The organism is Sphingomonas crusticola (assembly GCF_003391115.1).
Taxonomy (GTDB): Bacteria; Pseudomonadota; Alphaproteobacteria; order Sphingomonadales; family Sphingomonadaceae; genus Sphingomonas_I; species Sphingomonas_I crusticola.
Genome location: NZ_QTJP01000001.1, coordinates 1,553,984 through 1,570,796 on the forward strand (window position 1 = coordinate 1,553,984; position 16,813 = coordinate 1,570,796).

Sequence of the window (16,813 nt, forward strand, 5' to 3'; positions counted from 1 at the left end):
TAGCAGCGGCCGCAGATGACCCGCTCGCAGCGGAAGCTCACCAGATCGAATTCGGAATTCCACTGGCCATAGCCTTTGCAGACCGGGCATTCGGCATCGAGCGTGCCGTTCCTCGGCTGGAGCGGGATGATGTCGAAGGCGTGCGGGCTGTCGGGGCCATTACAGACGATGATGTTGCTGGCGTGTGGCATTGCGAGTGAACGTCGCGGGCGGTGGTAGGTTCAGCGGCCAGCCGCCGATCAAGCGGCCTCGGTACAATTTGGACGGCGTAAAAGCGCACCGAGAAATGCCCGGCCGACTTTGCTCTTGACAAATCCGTTCTTGTTATGTACTGCAATATTTGAGCAGTAGGACTGCGTCAGAAAGCCCGCCACCCGGCGGGCTTTTTGCGTTTGGGGAGGGTCAGCGATGGCAGGTGCCCGAAGCGATATGGCGGGGCGGCTACTGCCGCTGAGCCGCGACCTGCATCGGCTGACCGCGCGCTGCGCGGAGCCGGCGTGGACCGCCGAGGAAGCCGAGCGGCGGATCGCCGAGGGCGAGCGGGTGGCGGCGGCGATCCGGGCGGTGTTTCGGGGAGGACCGGCATCGCCCGTCCGGCACCCGGCATGAGCACGCGGAAGCGCCAGGCGGAAACGGCACGCGAGCGGCTAAACGCCGCGCTCGCCGACCATCTGATCAACGACTTCACGGCCTATGGCGCCGAGGTGATCGCCAATCTGCGCAACGAAAAGCCCGCGGACTATCTGAAGATGGTCACAACGGCGTTTCAGAGCGAGAGCGCGCGGCCAATCAGCCGGGCGCCGAGCAGCAACAGCGCAGGCCGACATTCCATGCGCGCCTATAATTCACGCCCCGTACCGGAAGAGCTGCGGATGTCGCCTGAACTCGAAGAGGTCCTTCGGCTGACCGGCGGGTGACGGACCAGGTGCTGATTCACCAGGCCGCTGGATGGGGCCCGGCCTTCGCCGGGGTGACGGTCATGGAAAGCCCTGACCCGGGGCGATCTCGATATTCCGTATGCCATCTAGCTGACAAACTCGGGGGGACAGAATGACACAGAAGAAGCGTGCCGCACCGGCGTCGCCGCGCACCAAGTTGCGCGGCGCGCTGACCAAGCATCTCGTCACCGATTTCGATGCGCATGGCGCGGAGGTGATCGCCAGGATGCGGGCCGACAAGCCGGTCGATTATCTGAAGATGATCACCGCCATGTTGCAGCAGGAGGACCCGAATGACCCAGCCTCCGGCCCGACCTATCACGTCATCGAGCGGCAGATTGTCACGGCTCCACATCAAGACGGCTAAGCCCTTCCATCCCCTGCTCGCCCCTGCGCGCGACAAGGCGGCGTGGGGCGGGCGCGGATCGGGCAAGTCGCATTTCTTTGCCGGGCTGATGATCGACGACAGTCTGCGCCATCCCGGTGAGAATGGCGGCGAAGGGCTGCGCAGCGTGTGCATCCGCGAGGTGCAGAGGGATCTGGCGCAATCATCCAAAGCGTTGATCGAGGCCAAATTGGCATTGTTCGTTCTCGGCGAGCGCGACGGCTTCAAAGTCTATCGCGACGTGATCCGCACGCCCGGCGACGGGCTGATCGAATTCCGCGGCATGCAGGATGCGAATGCCGAGAGCATCAAATCGCTGGAAGGCTTCAAGCGGAGCTGGTGGGAAGAAGCGCAGGGCGCGACCCAGCACAGCATCAACCTGTTGCGGCCAACGATGCGCGCGAGCGGCGCGGAAATGTGGTGGAGCTGGAACCCCAGGCGCAAGGCCGATGCGGTCGACGCGATGCTGCGCGGGGCGGAGCTGCCGACCGGCGCGTGCGTGGTGGAGGCGAACTGGCGCCACAATCCGTGGTTCACCGCCGAGCTGGAGCAGGAGCGGCAGGATTGCCTGCGCATCCAGCCCGACCAATATGACCATATCTGGGAAGGCGGCTATGTGAGCGCGACCGCCGGCGCCTATCTGGCGCGGCCGCTGGCGGCGGCCAAGGCGGAGGGGCGGATCGGCAACGTGGCGTTCGATCCGCTGCTGACGGTGCGCCTGTTCTGCGACATTGGCGGCACCGGCGCGCGGGCGGATGCCTTCGCCTGCTGGCCGGCGCAATTCGTGGGCCGCGAGATACGGGTGCGCGATTATTACGAGGCGGTGGGGCAGCCGTTGGCGGTGCACCTCACCTGGCTGCGCGCCCAAGGCTATGGCCCGGAGCGCGCGGAATTCTGGCTGCCGCACGACGGCGCGACGCAGGACAAGGTGTATGACGTCTCCTACGAAAGCGCGCTGCGGGCCGCCGGCTATCGGGTGACGGTGGTGGCCAACCAGGGCAAGGGCGCGGCGTCGGCCCGGATCGAGGCGGCACGGCGGCTGATGCCGAGCGTGTGGTTCGACGCGGACACGACCGCGGGCGGGCGCGATGCGCTCGGCTGGTATCATGAGAAGAAGGACGATGTGCGCGGGATTGGCCTGGGGCCGGCACATGATTGGTCGAGCCATGGCGCGGACGCGTTCGGGCTGATGTGCATGGCGTATGAGGCGCCGATGGCGAAGCGGCGGATTACGTATTCGAACAGGGGGATTGTTTGAAGCGCGACGCTAACTCTGACTGCGCATCCGCTGCCCAACCGTTGCCAGGCTATAGCGCTTCCACGTCGGCTTTTAGATCGCAGCATTTCACGTCGGTGCCCGAGCCCCCGCGCTCACTCGTCGTCAGAGGGAGGTTGAAATGCTGCTACAGAATCGACTTCGTCGCCGCGGAGGGCTTGTCTTTAACGGCGGCCGCCTCCCGGCAGCAATCGCTCCGCGCTCCGCTAGCGGCGCCCTAATTGACGGCGCTCTTGATTACCTAACATTGGGTATCGACGATCATTTGTTTGCGGGAGCCGGCGCATTTTATGACGCTTATCACGGCAAACCCATCTTTGATTCATATCGGCATCGCGTTCAAGCGCAGCACGAACTGGATCGGCTCGATGCAAAGGAGCACCCGGTCGCCCGCGGCTGGGGCAAAGGGTTGGGCGCAGCTCTTCAACTTGCTGGTTCCGGTGGCCTCAGCGTCATCGGACGAGGCGGCGTTCGTCTGGCTGAGACCGCACCGATCATCGCCAAGGAACTGAAGACGCTCGCTGGCGCCGGAGGCCTGGCAGGTATCGGCGGTCAATATTTAGCGGACCCTCACAGCACGCTGGGCGACTATGCTGGTGCAGGGCTAGGTGGAGTGGCTGAAGGTCTGATGGCCCCGCGGGGCCAGCCGGGCCAAGCAAGCACGGTAGGAGGATTCGTAAGCTCGTTGGCTCAGGACGCGTTTAACGGGCGAAGGCCATCGCTTCAAAAAGCGCTGGAGAACGCATCAACGGCAAGGCTGTGGGGATCAGCAGGCGGTGCGGCCGGAAGGAGGCTTTTCGAAAGGCTCCCTGGTCAGCAAATGGCTAAAGCGGACCTCGCTGCAATGCCTCAGGGCTACAAACCCCCGCTCAATAAAGAAGAGATCGGCGAAAGCTTGTCTAAAGCGAGAATCTGGGCCGCCGGCGACACGGTCCTGCCTGGAAAGAAGCAGCGTGTTTTTCTGAAGGGCGGTGGGAGCGTCATTCCCGATTTCAGCTTGGCCTCCGGAGTGCGACGGGAATCCAAAGCCGGCATATCGGCTCGCCTGAAGCGATGGCAACCCAAGGCTAAACAGCAATTGGGCGACAACTTTCTAGTCGACCATTTCCTGCCACAAGACATGGGCCTCCTTCACGGATACCCTGCCGGCTTAGCTGGATACCATTTGCAAGACGAGTGGCAGCGCCGAGAGCGAAACTTGCGGAATTAGGGCCGATCGCACGAAGTCAGGTTGGGCAGAAAGCGTGCATCACCAAGCTAACCGTTCCCTGAGTGTATTGTTCCTGTTATGATCTGAGTTCCCGCTGGCCGGGCATCGTCCGCCGAGCACTCGTGCGCGCTGAGGTGATTAGTGATCGATGCTCTTCCGCCGCCGGAGATACTGGCCGGCCTGAACGGGCCGGCCACGAGGTGCGTGATCAGTTATCAATATACCTACCCCGAAGCAGGAGATGTGACGAGCGCGCGGTGCGGCAACCGCCGGTATCTCATTGCCCGCGATTATCATGGCGACAGCGTTCGGCGGCTGAACGGTTGCGCGGTGATGGTGATGACCGAAGGGGTGCGCTTTCCACGGCTGTTCCATGTCGACAATTGCCGCGGCCCTTTGCAGGCGCGCGAGGTCGGCAAGGTGTGGACGCGGGAATTGCTGGCGGCGGGGCGGATCGCGCCGGCGCGGCTGGATCGGGTGATCTATTATCCGCTGGCCGGGCGGCCGGCATGCTACCGGGTTTCGATTGCGTTTACGCCACCGGGGAAGCGGACGAATACGCCACTGGATGAGCGATCGGCGATGCGGTGCGATGGTGGGGCAGGCTTAGCGTCGTAAAGGCGAATTAGCCTGGCCGCTGAGTGGACCCCGGCCTGCGCCGGGGTGACGGGGCCAGTGTTGCCTAGCCGGGCCTTAAGCTTCCGGCGCGTGCGGGAGAGGGCGGGCGGTTAACGGCCGTCTCGCCGAATGAAGCCGACGAGCGCGCGGACTGCGACGAATATCAAGGTTACGGCGATGGCTGTCGGAAGCGCAACGTGGCTGAGAAAGCCCTTGTGGCAGTTTATGTCCGGAGCGCAGTCACCCAATGCGTCACCGACGATCAAGACGGCGAACAAGGGCGCTCCGAGCAGGGCCGCAACGCCGCAGCCCCACATCCCACCGACGCTCGGTCCTCCGCGATATTGGTTGTCGCTCATGGGACGAGGCTGCACCGGGGGGGGCGGTTCGAGCAAGAACATGTCTGACCGGGCGAGGAAGAGCGGTGCTTCGACTTCGCTCAGCACGAACGGCGGTGGGGCGGACGCGCTTCCGGACTGGACGCCTCGCCGCGGAATGGATCCCGGCCTGCGCCGGGATGACGGCTTTAGGCGAGGTCCGTGCCACCCCGAGCCGCCACTGTGCCGAGGTGGTCGATGCAGTTGAGGATCTGCGCCTCCTCCTGAGGCCCCAGCCTTCGCTGGGCGACGATAATTTCTGAAAGGATCGTTCATGGCGACCATGCCCGACGCAATCACGCATGCCGAGCTTGCCGCCCTGCTGGCGGAGGATGAGCGGCTGGCCTTGTCGTTTCGCGACAGCACGCTGGCCGAGGAGCAATCGGTGGCGATCGATTATTACGAGGCGCGGCCGTTCGGCGACGAGGAGGAGGGACTGAGCCAGGTAGTGACGCCCGACGTCGCCGAGGTCGTCGATTATATGACGATCAGCACGTCGCGCACGATCGTCGCCGGCGACCGCGTGGTCGAGTTCGAGAGCGCCGAGGCCGAGGGCGAGGCGGCGGCCGAGGAGGCGACGGCGGCGGTGACCTATAGCTTCATGAAGGGGCAGGACGGCTATCGCGTAATCCACGACTGGATCCAGTCGGGCCTGATCGAGAAGATCGGCATCGCCAAGACCTGCGCCGAGACGCATGACAAGGTGGTCAAAAGGCGCGGGCTGGTAAGCGAGGACCAATTGGCGGCGCTGCACGGCAATGGCGCGGAGATATCGGCGGCGACCGACAATGGCGACGGCAGCTTCCTGATCGAGGCGGTCGAGCGGACGCAGGAAGTGCGCTTCGTTGATTATCCGATCCCATCGGAGGAATTCCTGTTCGCCAGCCGCACGCGGCACGAGGATGACAGCGACTATCTGTGCCACCGATCGGCCAAGAGCGTGAGCGACCTGATCGCGATGGGCTTCGACCGCGCGCTGGTGGAGAGTTTGCCGGCGGACAGCATGCCGATCCGGCTCGACATGCGCAGCAATGCGCGCTGGCTGGACGAGACGCAGATCGCGCCGTCGACCACGCGCAAGCTGTGGCTGCGCGAGGAATATAAACGCATCGACCTGGACGGCGACGGCGTGGACGAGCTGGTCAAGATCTTCCGCGTCGACGACGTCATCCTCGAGGTGGAGGAGGTGGACGAGAATCCGTTCGTGGTGTGGTGCCCGTTCCCGCGCGCGCACCGCATGGTCGGCCACAGCCTGGCGGACAAGGTGATGGATTTGCAGCGGATCAAATCGGTGATCCTGCGGCAGCAGCTCAACGGCCTGTACCTGACCAACAATCCGCGCATGTACGTGCCGCAGGAATGCATGACCGAGGACACGATCGACGATCTGCTGATGGTGCGGCCGGGCGGGCTGGTGCGCGGGCGCGGGCCGAGCAAGCCCGAGCCGCTGTACGAAGCGTTCGACATGGCCAAGGGCATGACCATGCTGGAATATATCACCGGCGAGCGCGAGAGCCGGACCGGGATCACGCGGCTGAACCAGGGGCTGGACGCGGACGCGCTCAACAAGACCGCGACCGGTACCGCGCTGATGCAGGCGCAGGGCCAGCAGATGGAGGAATATGTCGCGCGCAACTTCGCCGAAGCGCTGGCGCGATTGTTCGCCAAGAAATTGCGGCTGATGGTGGCGGTGGGCAAGCCGTTCGCGATCCGCGTGGACGGGCAGGCGCGGACGGTGGATCCAAGGCGGTGGCCGAGCGGCCTGTCGGCGACGGCGCGGGTGGGGCTGGGCTCCGGCCGCAAGGACCAACGACTGCAATATCGCGCGCAGATGCTCGACATGCAGAAGGAAGCGCTGCCGGTGGGGCTGGCGACGCCGCGCAACATCTTCAAGAATCTGTCGGCGATGGTGCGGGATGCGGGGCTTGGCATTCCCACCGATTATTTCCAGGACCCCGCCGCCGGCCAGGGCCAGGCCCCCGCCCCGCCCGATGCGGCGATGGTCAAGGCGCAGGCCGATGCCGAGGCGCAGCGCCAGCGGCTGATGCTCGAACGGCAGAAGGCCGAGGCGGACCTGATGCTCGGGCGCCAGCAAGGCCAGGCCAAGCTGGACGCGCTGCGCGAGGAAAGCGCGCTCAAGCTGCAGCTGGAGCGCGACACCTCCGCAGCGGAGGTCGCGCTGGCGCGCGACAGGGCCACCGCCGAGGCGGCGCTGGCGCGCGAGCGGATGGCGATGGAGTTCAGCCTGGCCGAACGCCGCTTCGAAGCGGAGCAGACGGGGTCGCGACGGCGCGGCTGCGGGCGGCGTCCGCCAGGCGATATCGCGCCGCTGCGGCAGGGCGGAGCGCTCGACCAATGAACGAGGACCCGATCCACCGCGGTGCGCGCTGGCAGGCGTTTTACGAGGAGGATGGCGGGTTGCGCGAGGTGCTGGCGACGTTGCGCCGCGCCTATTTCGACCGGGCCGCCGATCTGATGCCGAGCGACACGGCCGCTTTGCTCAAGCTGGGCATGGCCGCCAAGATCGTCGACCAGATCGAGGCGCACGTCACGCACATCGTCAACGCCGGCAAGCTGGAACAGGCGGCGCAGGACCATGCCGACCGCATCGCCCGATTGCCCGAGGCGCGGCGGCGATTCCTGTAACGGCTGGTTTTCAGGCCACGATTTGCCCTACAATGGAGCACCGCTGGGGAGTCGGGGGCTGAAATGTTGATGATCATGGCGCTGCAGGCGGCCGTCGCCTTCGCCCATCCGCCACAACGGTTGAGCGACAGCGGGCGCATCACGTTCGAGGATTATCCGGCCAAGGCGATGAAGCGCGGCGAGACCGGCATCGTGTCCGCCGTGCTGCATATCGGGCCTGACGGACGGGTCGATCGCTGCGCCGTGACCGAAAGCAGCAAATCGGTATCGCTCGACAGCGCGACCTGCACGCTGGCGCAGACGCGCAGCCGGTTCGAGCCGGCACGCGACGCCGACGGCAAGGCGATCGCGGGCGAGTACCGGCTCGCCATGACCTGGACGATGGAGCAGAACCAGCCGCGCGCGCGGATCTATGCCAAGACCAGGGTCGCAGCGCTCCCGCCCGGCTATGTGCAGCCGGTGAGCCTGATGGTGGTGTTCGGCCAGGATGGGCGTGCGCTGGAATGCGAGATCATGGCCTCGAGCGGGAATGGGCAGACCGATGCGGCAGTGTGCGGATCGGTGACGCAATCCTTGGTGATCAAGGCGCCGAAAACCGCCTCGGCCGAGCCTGCCGCCGGGGTGCGCTATTACATCATGTCGCTGATTCCCGATCAAGGCACGGAAGGCGCGGCCAAGCATTAAGACCGCATGAGAAAACGCAGCACGGCCGAGAAGGCCGACATTTCCGTGGGCGATGCAGTCGCACCGGGGCGGAACAGCCTGTTTGTCCGGGCGGCGGGAAAGGCCAGCGAGCTGGCCGACCAGCCTCCGCTGATCACGATCTGCGCGATAACGTTCGCGGCGGGGCTGATCCTGGGCAACGGACGGCTGGCACGTGCGGGTGGCCGGATGCTGGCGGCCGAATTGCTGGCGACGGAAATCAAGAGCGCGGTCAAGCACCGGATCGATCGCACCCGGCCGTTCGTGCGCGCGAATGGCGGCCGCTACAAAGCGGAGAAAGGCCACGCGCACGCCAGCGCGCTGAACAGCTTCCCGTCCGGCCATACCGCCGGCGCGGTGGCGGTGGCACGGGCCTATGCGCGCGAATATCCGGAGCGCGCGGCAACGGCCTATGGCATTGCCGCGGCGACGGGCGCGATCCAGATTCCGCGCGGCAAACATTATCCGAGCGACGTGCTGGCGGGCCTGGCGGTCGGGCTGGTCGCGGAGGCGGGCGTTTATCTGGCGGAGCGGCTGATCGGGCGGATTGCCAAACACGACAAAGCCAAAGCAGGGGCGCTTGAACCATAAAGCTTTGCCCAAATACAGATCGTTGCCGGGCCGTTGGAAACGGATAGGGGAGAAGACGATGCTTATCTCCTTCGTTCCGCCAGCGCTTAGGCATGGGTTGTTGAAAATCGCGGCCGCAATCGCATTGTTATGCGCGCCGGCCGCCGCCGGGACGGCCGAGCGAATCCTGTTCGTCGGCAACAGCTTCACCTTTGGCGCGGGATCGGCGGTGAAAACCTATCGGCCGGATCTGGTGCACGATCTCAACCGGGACGGCGTTGGCGGCGTGCCGGCGCTGTTCAAGCGGTTCGCCGAACAGGCGGCGCCAGGGTGGGACGTAAGCCTGGAGACGGCGAGCGGGCAGGATTTCGCCTTCCACCTCGCCAACAAGCGGCCGCAGCTAGCCGGCGCGTGGGACGTGGTGGTGCTGCAGGATTACAGCACGCTCGACAAGGTCCGGCCGGGCGATCCGGCGGCGCATGTGCGCGACGCGGCGCGGCTGGCGACAATGTTCAAGACCGCCAACCCAAGGGTGCGGGTGCTGCTGGAGACGACCTGGTCGCGGGCCGACCTGACTTACCCGGCGGGGACACCGTGGCGGGGCAAACCGATCCGGGCGATGACCGACGATATCGCGCGCGGCAATGCGCTGGCGATCGCGGCCAATGGCGAGCTGTTCGCGGGCACGCTGCCGGTGGGCGAGGCATGGTTGCGGGCGATGGACCAGGGCGTGGCGGACCCCAATCCCTATGACGGCATCGCCTTCGGCAAGATCGATCTGTGGACGTGGGACCATTATCACGCGAGCGCTGCGGGCTATTATCTGGCGGCGCTGGTGATCTTCGGCCGGGTTACCGGCGTGGATCCCCGGACGCTGGGAACGCGCGAGAAAGCCGCCGACGAAATCGGGCTGAGCCCGGCCACCGCCGTGACCTTGCAGCGGATCGCGGCGGAGGAACTCAGCAATGCGAGCGGCACCCGCGCAGGGCGCTGAACCGATCGTTTACTCGAGCCTGAGGCCGTAGCGCACGGCGCCTAAGCCGATCGCGAAAGCGCTGATACCGCCGGCGTAGCGCATTATCGGATTGGCGGCAGCGTACAGCAGGACGCCGCCCAGAATTAGCATGGCGACGCCGAAGGCGAGCGTGCGGGAATCGATATTCCTCATCGCGCCTCCCCGTCGCCGTCACGGGGACGGTCCACAGTACCGTCGTCGCGAATGGCCCGGCGCCAACGCAGCGCGGCGGCAAGCAACGCAGCGACGGCGACGACCAGACGGAACGCTTTTTCGGAATCGGTAGCCGCGGGCGGCAGCACGAACAGCACGAAACCAGCCACCAGCACCATCAAGGCTGCGATCAGCGCGGCCTGCCTGTTCCTGATGCGCATGCGCGTCCCCTTTCGTCGAACCGATTTCGTAGCCCCTATCCTTTTCCCAACGCAACCAACAGGAGATGCGCATGGCCGATCTGCAGCATGATGCGGAGGCCTCCGCACCGGCGTCCGCGGACGACCGGGTCGAAGATTTCGCGGAGTTCCTCGACCAGCTCGAGGACGAGCGCGAGGACGAGATTTCTTCAAACGAGACCGGGCAGGAGCCCGGCGAGAACGAGCAGGACCAGGCGGCGGAACCGGGCGACCCGGCCATCGCGCCGCCAATATCCTGGGACAGCGACGCCAAAGACTTGTTCGAGCAGCTGCCGCCGGACCTTCAGACGAAGGTCGCCGAGCGGGAAGCCCAGCGCGAACGTGCCCTGCAATCGGCGACGATGGCGGCGGCCGAAGCCAAGCGCAACGCAATGGCCGAAGCCAATGCCGCCTTTGCCGAGCAACAGCGTCTCTATGCCGCCCATCTGGAGCAGATCGCGGCCAATTATTCGCCGCAGCGCCCCGATCCGGCGCTGTTAGCGGAGGACCCGCAGGCCTTTTACCAGCTGCAGGCGATCTACGAGAGCGAGGCGTCCCAACATCATGCGCTGACCCAGCGGGCCCAGCAGGCGCAGGCCGAAGCCAATCAGCGCGACATCATCAACCACCACCACGCGCTCGCGCAGGATCATGCGGCACTCGGCGCCCAACTCGGCGAAGACTGGACCGGTGGCAGAGTCGCACGATGTGGGTGAATATCGTTGCAACGCTTTTCGCGCTGCTCGGCACAACCAAGCTGCTCCCCGCCGGTATCGACCAGGATACGGTCGTGACGGCAATCATGGGCGCGGTCGCCGTCGCCAACGTCGTACTACGGCTCACCACCAAACACGTCATTGCATAACCGACTGAACGCCGATGTGGAGCAAGCTGATCTGGACCGTCGCGGCCGTACTGGCGGCGGCGGTCCTTGCCGTTTTGGGAGAGCGGACGATCGCGGCCTATGGAGAGGCGCGTTATCACGCCGGCCTGGCCGATGGCCAGATGCGGCAATTCCCCGAAGTCCTGGCAAGCCACGTCGCCGCCGCCCAGATAGCATTGGAGGGGCGCGACCGCATCATCGATGCCGACGCACGCCACGCCGCCGAGCTAACCCGCATTTCTACGCTCGCCCGCCGGTCCGACCAGGAGCTATATAGCTATGCCGCGACTGCCGCCGGTGGTGCTGACTGCCTTGATGCTGAGCGCGTGCGTCACATCGAAGCCGGTCGCGCCGCTCTCTTTGTCCAGCCCGGCTCCGCCCCCCGCGATGAGCCCGGACCCGTGCCTGCCGACTCCCTTACCGAAGGGAATAATCGGCGGAATGAGTAGAGCCAGCGCGGAAGCTGCTATCCGCAATGGAGATTTGGACCTCGCGCGCTGCCGAGCAGACCGTGATCGCTATCGTACCGCATGGCCGGCGACCGGTCGCGCAGACTAGCCGATCTACCCTCTCGAAGAGAGACCCTGGGTCGATACTGTCGACAGGCCCTTGTACAGACTGCTTTCCGACGACATCTCCAAACCCAATGTCCTCGCTTACCCCCAGCCTGCTCGCTTATGCCGGGATCACGTTCGCTGCCTTGATCGTGATAAGCTTGATGACGCGGCGCATTCCAATCATCGGCACTCTCCTGCGGCTGGCCTGCTGGGCTCTTCTGCTGGTGCTGCTATTTGGTACCGTGCAACAACGGCAGATGTTCGACCCCACATTCGCGCATCTCACCCGGATATTGCGCCTGGACGGCGGCGAGCAGCAAGTATCCGGTACGGAAATGCGCATCCCGATGTCGCCCGATGGGCACTTCTGGGTTCGCGTCACGATTGACGGGGTGGAACGCCGGATGCTGGTGGACAGTCGCGCGACTTTCACCGCGGTGTCGGAGACCACGGCAATCGCAGCCGGACTGAAACCCACGCCAGCATTGTTCCCGGTAGTGCTGAAGACCGCCAATGGCGCGATCACGGCCAGAACGGCAACCGCGTCAGAGCTGCGCCTTGGTAACATAGTCGCGCGCGACCTGGGAGTGGTGGTTTCACCCACTTTGGAACAGACAGAGGTCGTCGGGATGAACTTCCTATCGCGTCTGCAAAGCTGGCGGGTGGAGGGGCGAACACTGATCCTTGTGCCCCATCACCCGCAGCCGCTGAATGAACAAGCGCGATCCAAGGATTAGCTGCAACGGCGCTTAGTGGCCGTGCGAGTAGCGTGCACGATCGGCGCGCCCGTAGCGGATCATTTGCTCGCCTCGTGCGTCTTTGCCGCGCCCGTGTTGCTGGGGGAGTAAGAAATCATGAAATTTTTGTGCATGTTAGGCTTTCATCGGTGGCGGGCTCCGGCGCGGCATGACGCGAGTACGTTTGCCCGCTGCACTACCTGCCGGTCGCCCGCCCTGTTCCGGCGCAGGCCTGCACCAATGGTCTGATGATCGCCGCGCCTGCGGAACGATGGCAACCTTAAGCCCTTCTGGCCGGTTAAGGACCCATGAGTATGAGTAGCGACGCGTATGCCGGAAAGAGGCGCGATGAGGCGCAGGAGCATCGCGTCGTAGCGGTGGGCCTGCTAACAGAACATGACCTTTCGGTCCTGGGTCAGGGTTTCCGACGCATTTATCGCATCGACGACGGGCACAATTTTCATCAGCTTCTTGCCGCTATCGACGCCGCGGAGCGCGATTTACACCCGTAAGATCACAATTTTATCGCCGATCAGGGCGTTGGTCCGTAGCCGCGAGCCTCCGCAAGCCAAATCCCGGCCGCAGCATTATCTTTCATCAAATGATAGATTCCATGCAGATTGGCGGTAGGATCGCAATGCGATGCCGCCATGACGATGCGCGTGCCGACTGCAAGCGGCGCGCCTTGCGCAGGCAAATCAAGACGGCCGAATTCATCGCCGGTGAACCCATAGACGCTATCGGTAGGCGCTCCCCTCATCACGGCCGGCCGGCCGCTATCGGTAGCGATCGCCTTGATACCCGCGTCGATCGTGACCCATCCCGCCTGGTTGGCGCTTACAACAGTTGCGTGGACGGTAAGCGCCAATTCGAACGGGCCGGCGCCGCCCAACTCGCATGCGCCATAATCCTGATCCATGAAGACGTAGGAACCAGCCTGCAGCTCTGTTAGCAGGCCAGCATCCGCATCGATGCCATGCGTTCCGGTTCCCCCGCCGGTAACAACAGCCGGTTGCAAGCCGGCGCTAGTCAACGCGGATATCGTTCCGGCAAGGCGGATGTTGCGCATACCGATCGCCGCTCGCCGCGCGGCCAGCGCCGGAATGTGCTGTTCTCCCCCACAGTAATATTGGATGCCGCCGAAGCGCAGGCTGGCGTGAGCTGTGATCGCCCTGGCGAGTGCCACCGCATCAGCCGGGGACGCCACACCGGTTCGCCCCATGCCCGGATCGATATCGACCAATACGCTGAGCCGACCTTCCGCTGGGAGCGCGGTAGCCAGTGCGGAGAGGAAGGCCGGATGATCGGCGACCACCGCCAAATCCACACCGCGCTCCACCAGCGCCGCAACACGCGCGATAGCCTGCGGACCTGCGATCGGCGAGGTCAGCAGGATAGATGGCGCCGCGCCGGCGAGCTGTTCGGCCTCGTACAATGTCGCACAGCAGATACCGACAGCCCCCGCCTGCGCCTGCAGAGCTGCCACCTCCCGACTTTTGTGAGTTTTTGCATGGGGTCGCAATCGCAGGCCGCGGTCCTTTGCGAACTCCGCCATCCGAGCCACATTGCGACGCAACGCGTCGACATCCAGCACCAGGCATGGGGTTGAGGGAAGCGCCATCGTCAAGGGATGGCCGGGATCGAACGCGTGCGCAATCCCGCCAAGCACGAGGCCAAACGATGAATTCCGCCACCGCGACAAATTGACCATCCGGGCTTACGAAATGGCAGGCTTAGCCTAGGTTAATTGACGCTGCGCTATTCCGAGACAATGCAGCTGCATTGTTTGGGAAAGGCCGTGCCGCATGATGATCGTCGAGACGGAGTTGAAGCCGAGCGGCATCCACGGAATCGGCATCTTCCTGCTGCAACCGGTGCGCAGGGGCGACCTGATCTGGCAATATGATAGCCGTATCGATCGGGTCTATACCAAGGATGAGATTGCCAGCTTGCCGCCCCCAATGCAGGCTTACCTGCATACATATTCCACGTGGCATGCGCAGACCGGTTTATGGGTGCTGTGCGGGGATAACGGTCGCCACTTCAACCATTCGGAAACGCCCAACACGATTTCGGATGGCATCGCTTTTGGCCGAGACTTCGCCGCAGACAATCTGCCGGAGGGGACCGAACTTACCTCGGATTATCGCACGATCTGCGACAGCGTGCGCACCAACGGTCTGACCTTCTAGCCGAAAAGCCCGAGCTGTTCGAGCGCGGCAAGATCCGTCGCGGCCAGACGATCGCCAATGTCGCGCCGATAGCGCGCGTTAGGGATGGTGATCCGACCTATGTGCGCATAAGCGAGCGCCTGCGCCGCCGCGACCGTCGGCGCGACGGCGGTTATTACCATGGTCCAGCCATATACGCCGCTGGTGACGAGGCCACCTGGTCCTGATCCGATCTCCCCGAAATGGAAATGACGACGTTCGGCTTCGTCGAGGCTCGGATCGAGCAAAATTGGCAGCCCGACCGGGGCGGACACCTGATGCCGCGAATAAGGAAAGGGCGGCGTCGTCATGACAACCCCGACCGCAAAGCCGGGGTGATGCGGAAAGCGCCCTCCCACGCCGTCCAGCATCTGTCGGAACAGCAGACCCCAGGAGAGAGCCTGCAGCGGCTCCAGCACTGCGAAGCCCGGATATCCAAAGCGGCAGGTGAATTCGAGCGGCCAGATGCCGCGTGCATTCACGATGGTATTGAGGTTGATATAGCCGACGTGGCCGCGCCCGCGCAGATGCGGCTCCAGCCGCGCAAGCGTGCTTTCAAAGAAATGATCCGTGCGATCATAGGTGGCCACCGTGCCCATCTCTCCGGTGAGTTCTCCGATATCGCCGGCGAAGAAGCGCTTATGCTCCCAATCTAGGCAGGCCGGGGTGAGGAAATGCTCGCCATCGAAGTAGGCGCCGATGCCCACTTCGATCCCCTCAAGATGCTCCATAAGGATGAAGCGTACCTTACCCCGGTGCGCGACTTTATGGACTAGCATCGCACGCACATCACTTCCGTCCGCCAGTTCACCGACGTAGGTGTCGTCCGCACTATGATCTGCGCCACTGAATTTAAGGACGTAACGTGCCGGGTTCGCCGCGATAAAAGCACCGGCCTCCGCTGCGCATGAAAATTCCCACACATGGCCGCGGGGGAAGCCTAACTCGGCCAATAATTGCTGCGCAAAGGCGCGGTCGTTCTCGAGGCGGTCGCCATAGGCGCTGCCGCCGATGACCTGAAAGCCGTCCCGGCGGAGATCATCCTGCAGGGCACCAAAACCTTCGGACACGCTTTCGAACAGGATCACGCCGTCCCGGCCGGCAGCGCGCACCCAATCGAGTTCGGCTCGCCAATCGGCGACCTGGTCGATCAAGCCGGCAAGCGTCCCTTGTGCCAGCGGTTCCGAGATGGCCACGCGCACCTCGTGCCCTTCGGCCAACAGCCGCAGGTACAGCGCCGCCAGATCGCAGGTTTCGGTAACACCGAGAAAACGCATAATTACTCCCTGGGCCTTGCTTGCGCGATCGCCCGCGGTGCGGCAATCCCGCTCTATGGAAACCCCCACATTGGCGCGCGCTATGCCAGCCGACGCAGCGCTGCTGGATTTGCTGCGCCTGCTCAAGCAGCGAAATTATACGTTCGTGACGCCAACCCCAGCGACGCACGCGCGCGTCCTGTCACGACCTGACCGGCAGGTTGCGCACACCATAGAAGACGTGCTCGGTTGGAGCCTGCCGTTTCAGCCCGGGGTCATGCCGCCCGATCTTCTAGAGTGTCTGGCGACGGCAGACATGCTGGAAGCAGCCGCGAGCGGCCAGCGCAGCCGAATCCGCGTCTCCGCCCTTCGCGGCAAGCTTTATCTCCACTCGGCCTATCCGACCGTCACGCAGGAGGCGGTTTTCTTCGGACCAGACAGCTATCGCTTTGCCGATCTGATTGCGCGCGAACTTTCGTGCGAGGCGCCCGCAGCGGATGCCCGGATCGTCGATATCGGCACTGGCGCTGGCGCCGGCGCGATTGTCGCTGCGACTGCCTGTCCGGACGCGCGTGTCACGATGACCGACATCAACGCCCGGGCGCTCCGCTTCGCGCGACTTAATGCCGCCGCGGCGGGGGCGCGGATCGATATAATCGAGACCGCGGGACTGGAGCGTGTGGACGGCCCAATCGATATCGCCACGATCAACCCGCCATATATCGTCGATGACGGCGCACGCACCTATCGCGACGGAGGCGGAATGCACGGCGCCGAATTGTCGCTCGAACTGACGACGGCTGCGCTCGACCGGGTGGCGCCGGGGGGGCGCGTTATCCTTTATACCGGCAGTGCAATTGTGGGCGGGCAGGATGCGCTGCGCACGGCTCTTGCCCAAAGGGCCGCCAGCGCCGGCTGTTCTCTCTGTTATCGAGAACTGGATCCCGACGTGTTCGGCGAGGAACTGGATGGGCCTGCTTATCGCGATGTCGATCGTATCGCGCTTGTCGCGGCGACGCTGCGCAGGGGGCCATAAGGCGC

At 64.4% G+C, this 16,813-nt stretch carries 23 protein-coding genes; 18 read left to right on the forward strand and 5 right to left on the reverse strand.

Going from position 1 to position 16,813, the window contains the following annotated elements:
• The first annotated feature begins 408 nt into the window (after positions 1-408).
• The 6 genes from DX905_RS07315 to DX905_RS07345 all read left to right on the forward strand — a co-directional run bounded on the left by DX905_RS07315 (position 409) and on the right by DX905_RS07345 (position 4,427).
• On the forward strand, positions 409-609 hold the full coding sequence (locus DX905_RS07315) for a hypothetical protein (protein ID WP_162875513.1): 201 nt from the start codon (positions 409-411) through the stop codon (positions 607-609).
• A complete protein-coding gene (locus DX905_RS07320; protein ID WP_116090766.1) occupies positions 606-917 on the forward strand; it encodes a hypothetical protein in 312 nt (103 codons plus the stop codon). The genes DX905_RS07315 and DX905_RS07320 overlap by 4 nt, the downstream gene beginning before the upstream one ends.
• A gap of 133 nt (positions 918-1,050) precedes the next feature.
• On the forward strand, positions 1,051-1,305 hold the full coding sequence (locus tag DX905_RS07325) for a hypothetical protein (protein WP_116090767.1): 255 nt from the start codon (positions 1,051-1,053) through the stop codon (positions 1,303-1,305).
• Complete coding sequence (locus tag DX905_RS07330; RefSeq protein ID WP_240320772.1) at positions 1,277-2,581, forward strand: phage terminase large subunit; 1,305 nt, start codon at positions 1,277-1,279, stop codon at positions 2,579-2,581. Before DX905_RS07325 ends, DX905_RS07330 begins: the two co-directional genes overlap by 29 nt.
• A 265-nt stretch (positions 2,582-2,846) precedes the next feature.
• The gene (locus DX905_RS16000; RefSeq protein ID WP_162875514.1) at positions 2,847-3,809 is read left to right on the forward strand and encodes a hypothetical protein; all 963 of its coding nucleotides are present in this window, start codon (positions 2,847-2,849) and stop codon (positions 3,807-3,809) included.
• A gap of 141 nt (positions 3,810-3,950) precedes the next feature.
• Complete coding sequence (locus tag DX905_RS07345; protein WP_116090771.1) at positions 3,951-4,427, forward strand: hypothetical protein; 477 nt, start codon at positions 3,951-3,953, stop codon at positions 4,425-4,427.
• A 110-nt stretch (positions 4,428-4,537) separates the two neighbouring features.
• On the opposite strand, the gene DX905_RS16150 is transcribed toward DX905_RS07345, so the two are convergent.
• A complete protein-coding gene (locus tag DX905_RS16150; RefSeq protein WP_205412205.1) occupies positions 4,538-4,786 on the reverse strand; it encodes a hypothetical protein in 249 nt (82 codons plus the stop codon).
• Between the two features lie 292 nt (positions 4,787-5,078).
• On the opposite strand from DX905_RS16150, the gene DX905_RS07355 reads away from it, so the two are divergent.
• The 5 genes from DX905_RS07355 (at position 5,079) to DX905_RS07375 (ending at position 9,716) form a co-directional block, all read left to right on the forward strand.
• Positions 5,079-7,163 carry a portal protein gene (locus tag DX905_RS07355; RefSeq protein WP_116090773.1) on the forward strand — a complete coding sequence of 695 codons (2,085 nt, stop codon included), beginning with the start codon at positions 5,079-5,081 and terminating at the stop codon, positions 7,161-7,163.
• A complete protein-coding gene (locus DX905_RS07360; RefSeq protein ID WP_116090774.1) occupies positions 7,160-7,450 on the forward strand; it encodes a hypothetical protein in 291 nt (96 codons plus the stop codon). The genes DX905_RS07355 and DX905_RS07360 overlap by 4 nt, the downstream gene beginning before the upstream one ends.
• A gap of 63 nt (positions 7,451-7,513) precedes the next feature.
• Positions 7,514-8,134 (forward strand): energy transducer TonB, encoded by a 621-nt coding sequence (locus DX905_RS07365; RefSeq protein ID WP_116090775.1) that lies wholly within the window; start codon positions 7,514-7,516, stop codon positions 8,132-8,134.
• Between the two features lie 6 nt (positions 8,135-8,140).
• On the forward strand, positions 8,141-8,743 hold the full coding sequence (locus DX905_RS07370) for a phosphatase PAP2 family protein (protein ID WP_116090776.1): 603 nt from the start codon (positions 8,141-8,143) through the stop codon (positions 8,741-8,743).
• Between the two features lie 100 nt (positions 8,744-8,843).
• Positions 8,844-9,716, forward strand: coding sequence for a PEP-CTERM sorting domain-containing protein (locus DX905_RS07375; protein ID WP_240320773.1), 873 nt, complete (start codon positions 8,844-8,846; stop codon positions 9,714-9,716).
• Positions 9,717-9,725: 9 nt separating this feature from the next.
• Here the strand turns inward: DX905_RS07375 and DX905_RS16005 are convergent, their stop codons facing one another.
• Together DX905_RS16005 and DX905_RS07380 are read right to left on the reverse strand one after the other, a co-directional pair.
• A complete protein-coding gene (locus tag DX905_RS16005) occupies positions 9,726-9,890 on the reverse strand; it encodes a hypothetical protein (protein ID WP_162875515.1) in 165 nt (54 codons plus the stop codon).
• Positions 9,887-10,111 carry a hypothetical protein gene (locus DX905_RS07380; protein WP_116090778.1) on the reverse strand — a complete coding sequence of 75 codons (225 nt, stop codon included), beginning with the start codon at positions 10,109-10,111 and terminating at the stop codon, positions 9,887-9,889. The genes DX905_RS16005 and DX905_RS07380 overlap by 4 nt, the downstream gene beginning before the upstream one ends.
• 71 nt (positions 10,112-10,182) lie before the next feature.
• Here DX905_RS07380 and DX905_RS07385 point away from each other — a divergent pair, with 71 nt between their 5' ends.
• The 5 genes from DX905_RS07385 (at position 10,183) to DX905_RS07400 (ending at position 12,818) form a co-directional block, all read left to right on the forward strand.
• On the forward strand, positions 10,183-10,845 hold the full coding sequence (locus DX905_RS07385; RefSeq protein WP_162875516.1) for a hypothetical protein: 663 nt from the start codon (positions 10,183-10,185) through the stop codon (positions 10,843-10,845).
• Entirely contained in the window at positions 10,836-10,994 is a 159-nt protein-coding gene (locus DX905_RS16010) for a hypothetical protein (RefSeq protein ID WP_205412206.1), read from the forward strand. Before DX905_RS07385 ends, DX905_RS16010 begins: the two co-directional genes overlap by 10 nt.
• Positions 10,995-11,008: 14 nt before the next feature.
• Positions 11,009-11,461, forward strand: a complete 453-nt coding sequence (locus tag DX905_RS07390) for a hypothetical protein (protein WP_116090780.1) — start codon at positions 11,009-11,011, stop codon at positions 11,459-11,461.
• A gap of 197 nt (positions 11,462-11,658) precedes the next feature.
• Positions 11,659-12,306, forward strand: a complete 648-nt coding sequence (locus DX905_RS07395; RefSeq protein ID WP_116090781.1) for a retropepsin-like aspartic protease family protein — start codon at positions 11,659-11,661, stop codon at positions 12,304-12,306.
• Between the two features lie 314 nt (positions 12,307-12,620).
• Complete coding sequence (locus DX905_RS07400; RefSeq protein ID WP_162875518.1) at positions 12,621-12,818, forward strand: hypothetical protein; 198 nt, start codon at positions 12,621-12,623, stop codon at positions 12,816-12,818.
• Positions 12,819-12,838: 20 nt separating this feature from the next.
• Here DX905_RS07400 and DX905_RS07405 read toward each other — a convergent pair whose 3' ends face one another.
• Positions 12,839-14,017, reverse strand: coding sequence for an alanine racemase (locus DX905_RS07405; protein ID WP_338053753.1), 1,179 nt, complete (start codon positions 14,015-14,017; stop codon positions 12,839-12,841).
• A gap of 94 nt (positions 14,018-14,111) precedes the next feature.
• Between DX905_RS07405 and DX905_RS07410 the strand changes: the two genes are divergently transcribed.
• The gene (locus DX905_RS07410; RefSeq protein WP_116090783.1) at positions 14,112-14,498 is read left to right on the forward strand and encodes an SET domain-containing protein; all 387 of its coding nucleotides are present in this window, start codon (positions 14,112-14,114) and stop codon (positions 14,496-14,498) included.
• On the opposite strand, the gene DX905_RS07415 is transcribed toward DX905_RS07410, so the two are convergent.
• Complete coding sequence (locus DX905_RS07415; protein ID WP_205412208.1) at positions 14,495-15,919, reverse strand: hypothetical protein; 1,425 nt, start codon at positions 15,917-15,919, stop codon at positions 14,495-14,497. The two genes, DX905_RS07410 and DX905_RS07415, sit on opposite strands and share 4 nt — an antisense overlap.
• Here DX905_RS07415 and DX905_RS07420 point away from each other — a divergent pair.
• Positions 15,876-16,808, forward strand: coding sequence for a methyltransferase (locus DX905_RS07420; RefSeq protein WP_240320774.1), 933 nt, complete (start codon positions 15,876-15,878; stop codon positions 16,806-16,808). The two genes, DX905_RS07415 and DX905_RS07420, sit on opposite strands and share 44 nt — an antisense overlap.
• Positions 16,809-16,813: the final 5 nt, after the last annotated feature.